Source organism: Citrobacter sp. wls613, from assembly GCF_005281195.1.
Lineage (GTDB): Bacteria > Pseudomonadota > Gammaproteobacteria > Enterobacterales > Enterobacteriaceae > Citrobacter > Citrobacter gillenii.
In genome coordinates this window covers 105,974-119,267 of record NZ_SZXN01000057.1, presented here as the reverse complement: position 1 = coordinate 119,267, position 13,294 = coordinate 105,974, and the positions used below count along the sequence as shown (strand labels likewise).

Sequence of the window (13,294 nt, the reverse complement as noted above, 5' to 3'; positions counted from 1 at the left end):
AAAAGACTTACGCCTTACAACGCAAGCCGGACCTTTCTTGTTGTTACGCCTGCTGGCAATCAGCAATAGCGTTAAGAACCACCTCGTGCGACACTCCGCCGCGCACTTCACTCTTCCCTATTGCCAACGGAAGCACTAAACGCATCTCCCCCGCCAACACTTTTTTATCTCGCAGCATGTGCGGTAAATAGGCCTGAGTGGACATCTCACGTGGTCCATCAACCGGTAAGCCTGCCCGCTTCAGCAGCGTAATGATGCGCTGCGTGTCCGCGGAGCAAAACTGACCCAGACGTTCTGACGTACGAGCAGCCATTACCATACCTGCGGCCACCGCTTCACCATGTAACCAATTGCCATAACCCATTTCAGCTTCGATTGCATGGCCAAACGTATGTCCCAGATTCAGTAAAGCACGTAAGCCCATTTCGCGCTCGTCTGCTGCGACAACTTCTGCCTTCAGCTCACAACAACGGCGGATACAGTACGCCATTGCCGGACCGTCCAGATGCAGTAATGCGTCCAGATTGTCTTCCAGCCAGCTGAAAAATTCACCGTCAAGGATGATGCCGTATTTGATCACTTCCGCCAGACCCGACGCCAGTTCACGCGCAGGAAGCGTTTTCAGACAGTCGAGGTCCACCACCACGGAAGCGGGTTGGTAAAAAGCACCAATCATGTTCTTGCCGAGGGGATGGTTTACGGCGGTTTTGCCGCCAACGGAGGAATCAACCTGCGACAACAGCGTTGTCGGAACTTGAATAAAACGTACGCCGCGCTGATAGCTGGCGGCTGCAAAACCGGTAAGATCGCCAATCACGCCGCCGCCAAGAGCAACCAACGTGGTATCGCGACCGTGCGGTTTTTGCAGTAATGCTGTGAATACCGTATCCAGCACCGTCAGGCTTTTATACTGCTCGCCGTCGGGAAGGATGACGCTATCAACATTAACACCCGCCTGTTCAAGTACGCCGCGAATCTTATCGAGATAAAGGGGAGCCAGGGTTTCGTTGGTCACCAACATAACCTGATCGCCCGATTTCAGCGGTAAGAATGAAGCCGGCTCATTAAACAAACCAGCCGCGATAGTGATAGGGTAACTACGTTCCCCGAGAGTGACTGTAATCCTCTCCATGACGCGACATCCACCTTAGTTACTTGTACCCGCAGACGAGTGTATTAAGCCAGAATCAGTTGCTTTCCAACATATGAATAATCTGGTTTGCCACGACTTTAGCGCTCTGATCATCGGTGCGAATGGTCACGTCAGCAATCTCTTCATACAGAGGATTGCGTTCGTCAGCCAACGCTTCCAGAACTTCGCGAGGCGGTGATTCTACCTGCAGCAGTGGGCGTTTCTTGTCGCGTTGAGTTCGCGCAAGTTGTTTTTCAATTGTCGTTTCAAGATAGACCACGACGCCACGCGCGGAAAGACGGTTACGTGTTTCACGTGATTTAACAGAGCCACCGCCAGTTGCCAGCACAATACCCTGTTTTTCCGTCAACTCGTTGATGACTTTTTCTTCGCGATCGCGGAAGCCGTCTTCACCTTCTACATCGAAGACCCAGCCCACATCAGCTCCGGTTCGTTTCTCAATCTCTTGATCAGAATCGTAAAATTCCATATTGAGTTGTTGAGCTAACTGGCGCCCAATAGTGCTTTTTCCGGCACCCATAGGCCCAACCAGAAAGATATTGCGTTTCTCTGCCATTTTTTCGGTACTACTAAGACTATTCGTTAATGGTAAACCCGCTTCGCAGACACTCAGCGCAGCAGGACATGAACTGAAACCTCATAAGATATTGCGAGAGTCAGACTGAAAATTATCTCAATACTCAAGCGGGTTTGGCAACTGAATAAATCACCAAACCTTTCGCATTTCTGGTCGTGGCAGGCGTATTGCCCTGCAAACATCAGGCCTGGCAACGAATCGCACGGCCAAATGACGCCAAATCAACCCATGACACACCACCAGAAAGGCAAAGCGTATTACCGGTGCACAAGTAAAGAAAACGACCGACGCTCAAATCGGTACTCCTTGTATGCTAAATACACCCGCACGTCAAATTTCTGAAACATGTCCAGTGCAAAAACAACGGCTTTTCATGCATAAATTAATCGCTCGAGACCAGTCTGGGCGTGATAAAAACCACTAACTCGCGCCGCTCATCCTCTTTACCGTCATGGCGAAATAAATATCCAAGCCAGGGGATATCGCCTAACAACGGCACGCTGTCCGCCGCAGATTTATTTTTATGCGAAAAAATCCCACCCAGCGCGATTGTCTCTCCGCTTTTTACCTCGACCTGCGTTTCAATTTCCTGCTTATCGATAGCCAGTACTTCGCCATCCGCCTGCTGTAACACCTGCCCGGGGACATTCTGGCTGATATGCAACTTTAGTCTAATTCGCCCTTTTTGCAGCACGGTTGGCGTCACCTCCATTCCCAGTACGGCTTCTTTGAACTCAACGGACGTGGCTCCGCTTTCCCCGCTGGAGACCTGATAAGGGATCTCGCTGCCCTGCTTAATACTGGCAGGTTGCAGGTGAGAAGCCAGTAATCGTGGGCTGGCGATGATATCAAGCTGCTGTTTTTGCTCCAGTGCAGACAGCTCCAGTTCCAGTAGACGACCATTGATACGACCAATGTTAAACCCCACACGCGACGTCGCTGCGGACACAGAGAGATCGCTGGTCATTGTAGTGACGTTGCCCACCGTCCCCGCTTGCGTGGCGTCGGCCAGCGACCATTTCACGCCCAACTCGTGTAGGCTTTTTTCGTTAATCGTCACAATGTGTGCCGCCAGTTCGACCTGTTCAACCGGCAAGTCCATCTGCGACACCCACGTTTCCAGCGCCATCAGCGCAGGTTTGTTATCGCGAAGCAGCAGTCGATTCGTGCGTTTATCTACCGTCATACTGCCTTTGGCGCTCAGCAGTTTCTCACCCGCTTTTGCCAGATCGGCGGCGTCAGCGTACTGCAAAACAATGCTGCGATGTTCCAGCGGGAGACTGGCCTGCCGCCGCGCCTGCTCGCTCTCCAGGCGTGCCACATTTTCATTCTGCCAGCCTACCGAATGCACATGCAGGATGCTCCCCTCCTGGCGCAACACCAGTCCGGCGCTTTTCACCACCGTCTGGAATGCCTGCTTCCACGGGACATCCGTCAGATGCAACGACATCACGCCGCTGACATCGGGCGAAATCACCAGATTTTTTCCTTCCTGCTCAGCCATCGCCTGCAATACCTGAACCACGGGAACATCATCCACCACCAGCGTCACGTTTGGCGCTTTTCCCGCCAGCACGCTGGGGATGACGACCATCAGCACCACGGCTATCCATCGCTTCATACCCTTCTCCTTGTCGTTGCCACTGCCAGCGTGACGGCTCACAGTCTTTACCCATCTCAATAGTTATGCTTTGTGCCGAGATATGAGAAACCGTCCATCCCCCCTTCAGCGCCTCATGCAGTTCGATCCGCCGCCATGTATTTTTACCATCCTGAACCAGGCCAATCAGGCGCCCTCCCCGGCTTACCGCACCTTGATAACGCCACGTCGACAGCTCAGTGGTATGGCAACGATCCTCCGGCGGCAGGAAAGGATCGCGCATCCCGGTCAGTATCAGCAGGCTAATCCCTACCAACAGTCCACGCTTAACCGTCATTCAGGCGCTCCAGCTGCAGTGTAAGCATCAGCTCGGCATCCTCCAGGCGAAGAGAAAAACTGTTGACCTGCATCCCCCGTTCCGCCAGCCGGACAAACAATGCTGGAACAGCATCCCAGGCGGGCTTCAGCGTCATCTCCCCGCCCTGTGCAGAAGGCTGCCAGTGAGTCAGGCGTGAAAGCGGAGTCTGAAAATCCAGAGCAGAAAAAGGCATCGTATTCTCGTCATTGGCCCAAACTGTGGGGTCAGCCGGTGTAACCAGTTGGTACAGGTTCCGCCATTGCGCCTGGTTCGCCGCATGTTGCTGCCGCAGTTCCTCCCGTTGTACGTTCCATTCTTGCCGTAGCGGATAAAGCAGGCACAACATGACCATCAGCGCCATGGTGACACTCCAGCCGCCCCAGCAGACGATTCGACAACGCGGCGACAAGGCCAGCCAACGATCACAGAGTACGTTCATGCATTACGCTCCGCGTCAGACGATAGTGAAATTGCCAACGTCCCAACGCATCCTTCTGAGTTTCGCCGGGGTCGCCTAAGCGAAAAAAGGACTGTTTGCGTAATTGCGTTTCCAGCGTATTGAGGGCGCTAAAGTTCTGCGCCATTCCGCTCAGTTCCAGCACTTCATGTTGCCAGGTCAGGGTTGTCAGCCACACCTGTTCGGGCAGTAAATTTGCCAGTCCTTCGAGCATCGGTTGCCAGCTTCGCGTCTGATCTCGCTGCGTTTTACGCAGCTGTCGCTGTTGCCATTGTTGCTGGCGCAGGAGTAAATGCGGTTTTTGGGCCACAAGCGTCTCGCCCCGCATTTTCTCAGCAGCTATCTTCACCGTTTTTGCCCGGTTGTCTTCGATGACGACAGCGTAATAGCTCAGTGCACAGCCAACGATCAACAGCAGCGATCCGCTAAATAAAACAGCCCAAAACCGCAGGCAGGCGCGCCGCTGTGACTGACGCCAGGGGAGAAGGTTGATGGTCGCTATCATCAGTCTGTTCCCCCCATTGCCAGCCCAAGCGCAATAGTAAAGATATGACTTTCAGGCGGAATGGGCGGCTGACGAACAGACACCACGCTTAAGGGGTCAAAACGGCCTGGCCCGCACAACGCAATCTCTTCCGGGGAAAGCGATAATGTTGCAGCAAGATCGTCGATAGCGTGACTGTCGCCCACCGGTTTACGCCCCCATGCATAACGAGTCGCCCACAACCACTGCGCGTCATCGCGCCAGGCCAGACACTGCTGATGCGCCGATAAGTACGGTATAAAGCGCTGTAACGCGCTGGCATCCGGCGTAATGGCGGTTATCTGTACTTTCAGCGTTTGCATCAGCGTCAGGAGGGTCGACACCTCTTTGCTTTGCGCGGCGGTCACGTTAAAGGCCGGACTTAAGGTGTCTTCGCTATAATCGAATTGCAGCGCATCTGGGTCCATATCCAGCTCACGCGCCATCGACCCAGACAACCATGCCGTTTGTTCTGGCTCACGCAGCGTCATGACTGGGCGGGGGATCTTTTTTTGTAACGTCCTGTGGGCGGGAAAGGACAGATGAATGTGGTGTCTGCGAGGGAGTTCACGACTCCACGGCAATAACACCTTGCTGAGCTGTTCAGGTGCGCGAATGTGCCCGTCGACAATCGTCTGGTTCGCCAGCGGCAACCGCCACCAGCGCTGTAGAAACCAACCGGAGGCGTCGCGAACGACGGCCACAGCCAGCACGTCATGTTGCTGAATATGCAGACCAATTTGCCAGATATTGAAAGCCATTGCTGATGATCTCCTTATCACCCGTTGCTTTAACGGGTATATCAATGCGTCTGGCTTGCCTTTATACTACCGCGCGTTTGTTTATAAACTGCCCAAATGCCACTAAATGGGAAATCTCCAGTGAAGTTCGTAAAGTATTTATTAATCCTTGCAGTATGTTGCATCCTGCTGGGAGCAGGCTCGATTTATGGCCTCTATCGCTATATTGAGCCGCAATTACCTGACGTCGCGACGTTAAAAGATGTGCGTTTGCAGATCCCGATGCAGGTTTACAGCGCTGACGGCGAACTGATCGCGCAATATGGCGAGAAACGTCGTATTCCGGTCACGCTGGATCAGATGCCGCCGGAAATGGTCAAAGCCTTTATCGCCACCGAAGACAGCCGCTTTTATGAGCACCACGGCGTTGACCCGGTGGGGATCTTCCGTGCGGCCAGCGTTGCGCTGTTCTCCGGGCACGCGTCGCAAGGGGCGAGTACCATCACCCAACAGTTGGCGAGAAACTTCTTCCTCAGCCCGGAACGCACGCTGATGCGTAAGATCAAAGAGGTCTTCCTCGCGATTCGCATCGAGCAACTGCTGAGTAAAGATGAGATCCTCGAGCTTTATCTGAATAAGATCTACCTGGGGTATCGCGCCTATGGCGTTGGTGCCGCAGCACAAGTCTATTTCGGTAAGACGGTCGACCAGCTCAGCTTAAGCGAGATGGCAGTCATCGCCGGTCTGCCAAAAGCACCGTCAACCTTCAACCCGCTCTATTCAATGGACCGGGCTACCTCGCGACGTAACGTTGTGCTGTCGCGTATGTTGAGCGAAAACTACATCACGCAGGCCCAGTACGATCAGGCACGCAGCGAAGCTATTGACGCCAACTATCACGCGCCGGAAATTGCCTTCTCTGCGCCGTATCTGTCTGAAATGGTGCGCCAGGAAATGTATAGCCGTTATGGTGAAAAAGCCTATGAAGACGGGTATCGCATCACCACCACCATTACGCGTAAAGTCCAACAGGCGGCCCAGCAGGCGGTCCGTAATAACGTCATGGATTACGACATGCGCCACGGCTACCGTGGCCCGTCAAACGTGCTATGGAAAGTGGGCGAAAGCGCCTGGGACACCAAAAAAATCACCGACTCACTAAAAGCGCTGCCGACCTACGGACCGCTGCTGCCGGCGGTGGTCACCAACGCAAATCCACAGGAAGCGACCGCCACGCTGGCGGACGGCACATCGGTGGCGCTGCGTATGGAAGGCATGCGCTGGGCGCGTCCTTACCGCTCCGATACCCAACAGGGCCCGACGCCGCGAAAAGTGACCGATGTTGTCCAGACGGGTCAGCAAATCTGGGTCCGCCAGGTCGGTGACGCCTGGTGGCTGGCGCAGGTTCCTGACGTCAACTCCGCGCTGGTCTCCATCAATCCGCAAAACGGCGCGGTAATGGCGCTGGTTGGTGGCTTTGATTTCAACCAGAGCAAGTTTAACCGTGCTACCCAGGCGTTACGTCAGGTCGGTTCGAATATCAAACCGTTCCTCTACACCGCGGCAATGGATAAAGGCCTGACGCTGGCCAGTATGCTGAATGACGTCCCGATTTCCCGTTGGGATGCGGGTGCAGGTTCTGACTGGCAGCCGAAAAACTCACCGCCGCAATATGCCGGCCCTATCCGCTTACGTCAGGGGCTGGGTCAGTCGAAGAACGTGGTGATGGTCCGCGCCATGCGCGCGATGGGCGTAGATTACGCAGCAGAGTATCTGCAACGTTTTGGCTTCCCGGCGCAAAATATTGTTCATACCGAGTCGCTGGCGCTGGGTTCCGCCTCGTTCACCCCGCTGCAGGTTGCCCGCGGCTACGCGGTGATGGCCAACGGTGGTTTCCTGGTTGATCCGTACTTCATCAGCAAGATTGAAACCGATCAGGGCGGTGTTATCTTCGAAGCGAAGCCCAAAATTGCCTGTCCGGAGTGTGATATTCCGGTGATTTATGGCGACACCCAGAAATCTAACGTGCTGGAAAACAGTAACGTTGAAGACGTTGCCATTTCTCAGGAACAGCAGAATGCCGCGGTGCCAATGCCGCAACTTGAGCAGGCGAATCAGGCGCTGGTCGCGCAAAGCGGGACCCAGGAATACGCCCCGCATGTGATCAACACGCCGCTGGCGTTCCTGATTAAAAGCGCGCTGAACACCAATATCTTTGGTGAGCCAGGCTGGATGGGTACCGGCTGGCGTGCAGGTCGTGATTTACAGCGTCGAGATATCGGCGGTAAAACCGGGACCACCAACAGCTCGAAAGATGCCTGGTTCTCCGGCTACGGCCCAGGGGTCGTGACCTCGGTATGGATTGGTTTTGATGACCATCGCCGTAACCTTGGACACTCTACGGCCTCGGGTGCGATCAAAGATCAGATCTCCGGCTATGAAGGGGGGGCGAAGAGTGCCCAGCCAGCGTGGGATGCCTATATGAAGAGTGTGTTAGAGGGCGTACCAGAGCAGCCGCTGACGCCACCGCCAGGTATCGTAACGGTCAATATCGATCGCAGCACCGGTCAACTGGCGAGCGGCGGCAACAGTCGCGAAGAGTATTTTATTGAAGGGACTCAGCCCACACAGCAGGCGGTACATGAAGTGGGGACCACCATTATTGATAATGGTGAGGCTCACGAACTGTTCTGATCTATTGCCGGATGGCGCTTCGCTTATCCGGCCTACTTAACGCAACATGGTAGGCCGGATAAGACGCCTCTGGCGTCACCTTCCGGCGCTATACGCTACAGTCGTCCCTGCCCTTTCAGCCATTCACGCACCAGAAACAGCGCGCTTACATTACGCGCTTCGTGAAAGTCCGGGTCTTCTAACAAATCCATCAAATGTGCCAGCGGCCAGCGCACCTGCGGCAACGGCTCGGGTTCATCACCTTCCAGCGATTCAGGATACAGGTCCTCGGCCACGACGATGTTCATCTTGCTGGAGAAATAGGACGGTGCCATGCTGAGTTTTTTCAAAAACGTCAGGTCATTTGCCCCATACCCGACCTCTTCTTTCAGCTCCCGATTCGCCGCTTCAAACACGCTTTCACCGGGATCGATTAACCCTTTGGAAAAACCAAGCTCATAAGATTCGGTCCCGACCGCGTATTCGCGGATGAGAATCAGATGGTCATCAACAATCGGCACAATCATTACCGCTTCGCGCGTGGACGGACGCATACGTTCGTAGACGCGGCGTACGCCGTTGCTGAACTCAAGGTCAACACTTTCGACTTTAAACAGCCGGGATTGTGCGACGGTTTCCACTTTCAGAATCGTGGGTTTTTGTAATGATTTGCTCATCGTGAGAGTCTTTGCCGTGAAATCTGGGGTCATTGTGCGATATACCGCACGGTTTCGGCAATGTGAATTGCCGTTTATTTACATTTATGTAACGTACTAAAAGTTAATTCCCATTTCAAATTAAAAGTCAATAGGTTGAAATAACTCCAGGAATTTGCTGATATGCCGTTTTTGGTGATTTTGCTATGATTCGCATTTACTGGGCTGTACTTTAAAGATGCTCAAGTTCAACTCCACGCTTGCCGATAGCCAACGACAGAATCACGATTATTTTCCAGGGTGCGACTGACCACGCCTGACAGACTAAGTAAGATGGGGAAAGCATGAGCACCATTCTGATTTTTTTAGCTGCTTTGCTGGCCTGCTCGTTACTTGCAGGGTGGCGACTCAGATCAAAATCCAGGCGGCAAAAACTGCCCTGGAGTAACGTTTTCTCAGACGCCAATAAGCGTAAACTGACGCCCGAAGAGCGCAGCGCAGTCGAAAACTACCTGGAAAACCTGAGTCAAAATCAGCAGATACCTGGCCCAACAGGCGCCAGCGCCGCCCCTGTATCGCTCACACTGAATGCCCAAAGTAATAGCGTCATCGTGCTGACCCATTCGATTACGCGCTACGGTATCACCACGGACGATCCCAATAAGTGGCGTTATTATCTGGATTCCGTCGAAGTGCATTTGCCTCCCTTCTGGGAACAATACATCAATGACGAAAATAGCGTTGAGCTGATCCACACAAATACTCTACCGCTGGTGATCTCGTTAAACGGTCATACACTGCAAGAGTACATGCAGGAAGCGCGTGGCTATGCGCTACAGCATACTGCATCGACGCAGGCCTCTATTCGTGGTGAAGAAAGCGAGCAAATTGAGCTGCTAAATATTCGCCAGGAAACACATGAAGAGTATGCGCTGAGCCGCCCGGCAGGACTCCGCGAGGCGTTGCTGATTGCCGCATCTTTCCTGTTGTTCTTCTTTTGCCTAATCGTGCCGGATGGCTTTGTACCGTGGCTGGCCGGTGGTGCCGTATTGCTGCTGGCTGCGGGCCTGTGGGGACTGTTCGCCCCGCCGTCTAAAACTGCCCTGCGGGAGATCCATTGCCTGCGCGGAACCCCGCGTCGTTGGGGGCTGTTTGGCGAAAACGACCAGGAACATATTAATAATATCTCACTGGGTATTATCGATCTGATTTATCCGCCTCACTGGCAGCCCTACATTGCGCAAGATCTCGGGCAACAAACGGATATCGATATTTATCTCGATCGCCATGTTGTCCGCCAGGGGCGTTTTTTATCCTTGCATGACGAAGTGAAAAACTTCCCCTTGCAGCACTGGCTACGCAGCGCTGTTATCGCTGGGGGATCGTTGCTGGTCCTGCTGATGCTGCTGTTCTGGATCCCGCTGGATATGCCGATAAAATTCACGCTGTCCTGGATGAAAGGCGCGCAAACTATCGAGGCCACCAGCGTTAAGCAACTCGAAAACGCCGGGGTTCGCGTCGGCGATACCCTGCATCTGAGCGGTACGGGAATGTGCAACATTCACACATCCGGAAGCTGGAACGCACAGCCCACCACGCCTTTTCTACCTTTCGATTGCTCACAGATTATCTGGAATGATGCACGAGCGCTGCCGCTGCCCGAGTCCGATTTGGTGAATAAAGCGACGGCACTCACGCAGGCCGTCAGCCGCCAACTACACCCCAAACCCGATGATGATTCCCGTGTCAGCGCATCGTTACGATCGGCCATTCAGAAATCCGGTATGGTATTACTGGATGACTTTGGTGAGATTGTCCTGAAGACTGCCGACCTGTGCGCCGCCGAAGATGAATGTGTGCGCCTGAAAAATGCGCTGGTCAATCTGGGTAACAGTAAAGACTGGACCGCGCTGGTGAAGCGGGCCAACGCAGGTAAGCTGGATGGTGTAAACGTGTTGCTGCGCCCGGTCAGCGCCGAGTCGCTGGATAACCTGGTCAATACCTCCACTGCGCCGTTTATTGCACGTGAGACCGCCCGCGCCGCTCAGGCACTGAACAGCCCTGCGCCTGGCGGCTTCCTGATTATCAGTGACGAAGGCAGCGATCTGGTCGATCAGCCCTGGCCTGCCACATCGTTGTATGACTATCCGCCTCAGGAGCAGTGGAACGCCTTCCAGCGTCTGGCGCAGATGCTCATGCAGACACCATTCCGCGCGGAAGGGATCGTCACCAATGTCACGACCGATGCCAATGGAACCCAGCACATCGGGCTGCACCGTATCCCGGATCGTTCAGGCCTGTGGCGTTACCTCGGCACCACCTTGCTGATGTTTTCCATGCTGGGTTGTGCGCTCTATAACGGCATTCAGGCGTTCAGACGCTACCAGCGCCACCGCTCACGCATCGCAGAAATTCAGGGATACTACGAAAGTTGCCTGAATCCCACGCTGATTGACGATCCGGAAAGCCTCATTCGATAACACGCCCGCGCGACAGGATATGCTACCCTGTCGCGCATCTGTTTTCCTTTGGGAGTTCCTATGCATATTGATATCGCCTGGCAGGACGTCGACACCGTGCTGCTGGATATGGACGGCACACTGCTCGATCTGGCGTTCGATAATTATTTCTGGCAAAAACTGGTGCCGGAAACGTATGGCGCGCAGCAGGGGATCTCTCCCGAGGAAGCCCAGAACTATATTCGCCAGCAATATCACGCCGTGCAACATACGCTAAACTGGTACTGCCTGGATTACTGGAGCGAACGCCTGGGTCTGGATATTTGTGCCATGACGACAGCCCAAGGGCCACGCGCCGTGCTGCGCGAAGATACTGTCCCCTTTCTTGATGCCTTAAAGGCCTGCGGCAAGCGCCGTATTTTGCTGACCAACGCGCATCCACATAACCTGGCGGTGAAGCTGGAGCATACCGGTCTGGCCTCACACCTTGATTTATTACTTTCCACCCATACATTTGGTTATCCCAAAGAGGATCAGCGGTTATGGCACGCTGTAGCTGAAGAAACGGGAATGCGTGCTGAGAAAACGCTGTTTATTGACGACAGCGAAGCCATTCTCGACGCCGCTGCTCAATTCGGCATTCGTTACTGCCTCGGCGTGACCAATCCCGATTCAGGTATTGCGGAAAAACAGTATGCACGCCATCCGTCACTGAATGACTACCGCCGACTGATCCCCTCACTGATGTGAAGGAGATGCCATGAAAGAGAAGCCCCCTGTTGACGTCAGGCTGGATAAATGGCTGTGGGCTGCGCGTTTTTATAAAACTCGTGCGATAGCTCGCGAAATGGTTGAAGGCGGTAAGGTGCATTACAACGGGCAGCGCAGTAAGCCGAGCAAGATTGTCGAGCTGAATGCCACCCTCACCTTGCGCCAGGGAAATGACGAGCGGACGGTGATTATTAAGGCCATTACCGAACAGCGTCGCCCGGCAACGGAAGCCGTTACGCTGTACGAAGAAACCGCGCAAAGCGTGGAAAAGCGCGAAAAAATAGCGCTGGCGCGTAAACTTAACGCGTTGACCATGCCGCACCCGGACAGGCGACCGGACAAAAAAGAGCGCCGCGACCTGTTACGATTTAAACACGGCGACAGTGAATGACTGTCACCCGCAAGAGAGATGATTATGCCGCAACATGACCAATTACATCGTTATCTGTTTGAAAACTTTGCCGTGCGCGGCGAGCTGGTAACCGTTTCACAAACCCTGCAACAGATCCTCGAAAACCATACTTACCCACAGCCGGTTAAAACCGTACTGGCCGAGCTGCTGGTCGCCACCAGCCTGCTGACCGCTACGCTAAAGTTTGCCGGTGATATCACCGTACAGCTCCAGGGCGATGGCCCGCTGAGCCTGGCGGTGATTAACGGTAACAACAAGCAGCAGATGCGCGGTGTCGCGCGCATTCAGGGCGATATCCCTGAAGATGCAGATCTGAAAACGCTGGTCGGTAACGGCTATCTGGTGATCACCATTACACCGGAAGAAGGTGAACGCTATCAGGGCGTGGTTGGTCTGGAAGGTGACACGCTGGCCGCCTGTCTGGAAGATTACTTCCTGCGTTCAGAACAGCTGCCAACGCGTCTGTTTATCCGCACTGGCGACGTCGATGGCAAGCCAGCAGCAGGCGGTATGCTGTTGCAGGTGATGCCAGCACAAGACGCGCAGGCCGATGATTTTACCCACCTCGCCACGCTGACGGAAACCATTAAAGCCGAAGAGCTGCTGACGCTGCCAGCGAATGATGTGCTGTGGCGTTTGTATCACGAAGAAGAGGTGACTCTGTACGATCCGCAGGACGTGGTGTTCAAATGCACCTGTTCACGTGAGCGTTGTGCAGATGCGCTAAGAACCCTGCCGGACGAAGAAGTGGACAGCATTCTGGCTGAAGAAGGCGAGATCGATATGAATTGCGATTACTGCGCGAGCCATTATCTGTTTAACGCAATGGATATTGCTGAGATCCGCAACAACGCATCCCCTGCTGACCCACAAGTGCATTAAGTTCATAGCCCGGCAGACAATCCATTCTGCCGG

Annotated in this window: 13 protein-coding genes; 5 read left to right on the top strand and 8 right to left on the bottom strand. The window is 54.1% G+C overall.

The annotated features are described in order from the left end of the window. Positions 1-43 precede the first annotated feature (43 nt). From aroB to FDX01_RS12825, 7 genes are all read right to left on the bottom strand, one after another. Positions 44-1,132, bottom strand: coding sequence for a 3-dehydroquinate synthase (aroB, locus tag FDX01_RS12855; RefSeq protein ID WP_115257310.1), 1,089 nt, complete (start codon positions 1,130-1,132; stop codon positions 44-46). Between the two features lie 55 nt (positions 1,133-1,187). Continuing rightward, positions 1,188-1,709 carry a shikimate kinase AroK gene (gene aroK / locus FDX01_RS12850; protein ID WP_003023552.1) on the bottom strand — a complete coding sequence of 174 codons (522 nt, stop codon included), beginning with the start codon at positions 1,707-1,709 and terminating at the stop codon, positions 1,188-1,190. A 403-nt stretch (positions 1,710-2,112) separates the two neighbouring features. Then, positions 2,113-3,351: a DNA uptake porin HofQ gene (hofQ, locus tag FDX01_RS12845; protein ID WP_137399882.1), complete on the bottom strand. Its 1,239-nt coding sequence runs from the start codon at positions 3,349-3,351 to the stop codon at positions 2,113-2,115. Next, on the bottom strand, positions 3,263-3,667 hold the full coding sequence (locus tag FDX01_RS12840; RefSeq protein WP_137399881.1) for a HofP DNA utilization family protein: 405 nt from the start codon (positions 3,665-3,667) through the stop codon (positions 3,263-3,265). Before FDX01_RS12840 ends, hofQ begins: the two co-directional genes overlap by 89 nt. After that, positions 3,657-4,127: a hypothetical protein gene (locus FDX01_RS12835; protein WP_137399880.1), complete on the bottom strand. Its 471-nt coding sequence runs from the start codon at positions 4,125-4,127 to the stop codon at positions 3,657-3,659. Before FDX01_RS12835 ends, FDX01_RS12840 begins: the two co-directional genes overlap by 11 nt. Continuing rightward, complete coding sequence (locus FDX01_RS12830) at positions 4,111-4,650, bottom strand: PilN domain-containing protein (RefSeq protein WP_137399879.1); 540 nt, start codon at positions 4,648-4,650, stop codon at positions 4,111-4,113. Before FDX01_RS12830 ends, FDX01_RS12835 begins: the two co-directional genes overlap by 17 nt. Then, the gene (locus FDX01_RS12825; RefSeq protein ID WP_135911290.1) at positions 4,650-5,429 is read right to left on the bottom strand and encodes a DNA utilization protein HofM; all 780 of its coding nucleotides are present in this window, start codon (positions 5,427-5,429) and stop codon (positions 4,650-4,652) included. The genes FDX01_RS12830 and FDX01_RS12825 overlap by 1 nt, the downstream gene beginning before the upstream one ends. Positions 5,430-5,549: 120 nt before the next feature. On the opposite strand from FDX01_RS12825, the gene mrcA reads away from it, so the two are divergent. Further along, positions 5,550-8,102: a peptidoglycan glycosyltransferase/peptidoglycan DD-transpeptidase MrcA gene (gene mrcA / locus FDX01_RS12820; RefSeq protein ID WP_170974773.1), complete on the top strand. Its 2,553-nt coding sequence runs from the start codon at positions 5,550-5,552 to the stop codon at positions 8,100-8,102. A gap of 95 nt (positions 8,103-8,197) precedes the next feature. On the opposite strand, the gene nudE is transcribed toward mrcA, so the two are convergent. Then, positions 8,198-8,758, bottom strand: a complete 561-nt coding sequence (nudE, locus tag FDX01_RS12815) for an ADP compounds hydrolase NudE (protein WP_168246936.1) — start codon at positions 8,756-8,758, stop codon at positions 8,198-8,200. A gap of 323 nt (positions 8,759-9,081) precedes the next feature. On the opposite strand from nudE, the gene igaA reads away from it, so the two are divergent. From igaA to hslO, 4 genes are read left to right on the top strand one after another with little or no spacing between them, the layout of a single operon-like run. After that, the gene (igaA, locus tag FDX01_RS12810; protein ID WP_117342462.1) at positions 9,082-11,217 is read left to right on the top strand and encodes an intracellular growth attenuator protein IgaA; all 2,136 of its coding nucleotides are present in this window, start codon (positions 9,082-9,084) and stop codon (positions 11,215-11,217) included. 60 nt (positions 11,218-11,277) lie between these two features. Continuing rightward, positions 11,278-11,946, top strand: coding sequence for a GMP/IMP nucleotidase (gene yrfG, locus FDX01_RS12805; RefSeq protein ID WP_096759274.1), 669 nt, complete (start codon positions 11,278-11,280; stop codon positions 11,944-11,946). A gap of 10 nt (positions 11,947-11,956) precedes the next feature. Beyond that, positions 11,957-12,358, top strand: a complete 402-nt coding sequence (hslR, locus tag FDX01_RS12800; protein WP_115257302.1) for a ribosome-associated heat shock protein Hsp15 — start codon at positions 11,957-11,959, stop codon at positions 12,356-12,358. 24 nt (positions 12,359-12,382) lie between these two features. Next, positions 12,383-13,261, top strand: a complete 879-nt coding sequence (hslO, locus tag FDX01_RS12795; protein WP_096759272.1) for an Hsp33 family molecular chaperone HslO — start codon at positions 12,383-12,385, stop codon at positions 13,259-13,261. Positions 13,262-13,294 lie beyond the last annotated feature (33 nt).

Excerpts from the sequence above, each read along its gene's own strand:
- aroB (WP_115257310.1), bottom strand. The coding sequence starts at position 1,132 with ATGGAGAGGATTACAGTCACTCTCGGGGAACGTAGTTACCCTATCACT.
- aroK (WP_003023552.1), bottom strand. The coding sequence starts at position 1,709 with ATGGCAGAGAAACGCAATATCTTTCTGGTTGGGCCTATGGGTGCCGGA.
- hofQ (WP_137399882.1), bottom strand. The coding sequence starts at position 3,351 with ATGAAGCGATGGATAGCCGTGGTGCTGATGGTCGTCATCCCCAGCGTG.
- FDX01_RS12840 (WP_137399881.1), bottom strand. The coding sequence starts at position 3,667 with ATGACGGTTAAGCGTGGACTGTTGGTAGGGATTAGCCTGCTGATACTG.
- FDX01_RS12835 (WP_137399880.1), bottom strand. The coding sequence starts at position 4,127 with ATGAACGTACTCTGTGATCGTTGGCTGGCCTTGTCGCCGCGTTGTCGA.
- FDX01_RS12830 (WP_137399879.1), bottom strand. The coding sequence starts at position 4,650 with ATGATAGCGACCATCAACCTTCTCCCCTGGCGTCAGTCACAGCGGCGC.
- FDX01_RS12825 (WP_135911290.1), bottom strand. The coding sequence starts at position 5,429 with ATGGCTTTCAATATCTGGCAAATTGGTCTGCATATTCAGCAACATGAC.
- nudE (WP_168246936.1), bottom strand. The coding sequence starts at position 8,758 with ATGAGCAAATCATTACAAAAACCCACGATTCTGAAAGTGGAAACCGTC.
- igaA (WP_117342462.1), top strand. The coding sequence starts at position 9,082 with ATGAGCACCATTCTGATTTTTTTAGCTGCTTTGCTGGCCTGCTCGTTA.
- yrfG (WP_096759274.1), top strand. The coding sequence starts at position 11,278 with ATGCATATTGATATCGCCTGGCAGGACGTCGACACCGTGCTGCTGGAT.
- hslR (WP_115257302.1), top strand. The coding sequence starts at position 11,957 with ATGAAAGAGAAGCCCCCTGTTGACGTCAGGCTGGATAAATGGCTGTGG.
- hslO (WP_096759272.1), top strand. The coding sequence starts at position 12,383 with ATGCCGCAACATGACCAATTACATCGTTATCTGTTTGAAAACTTTGCC.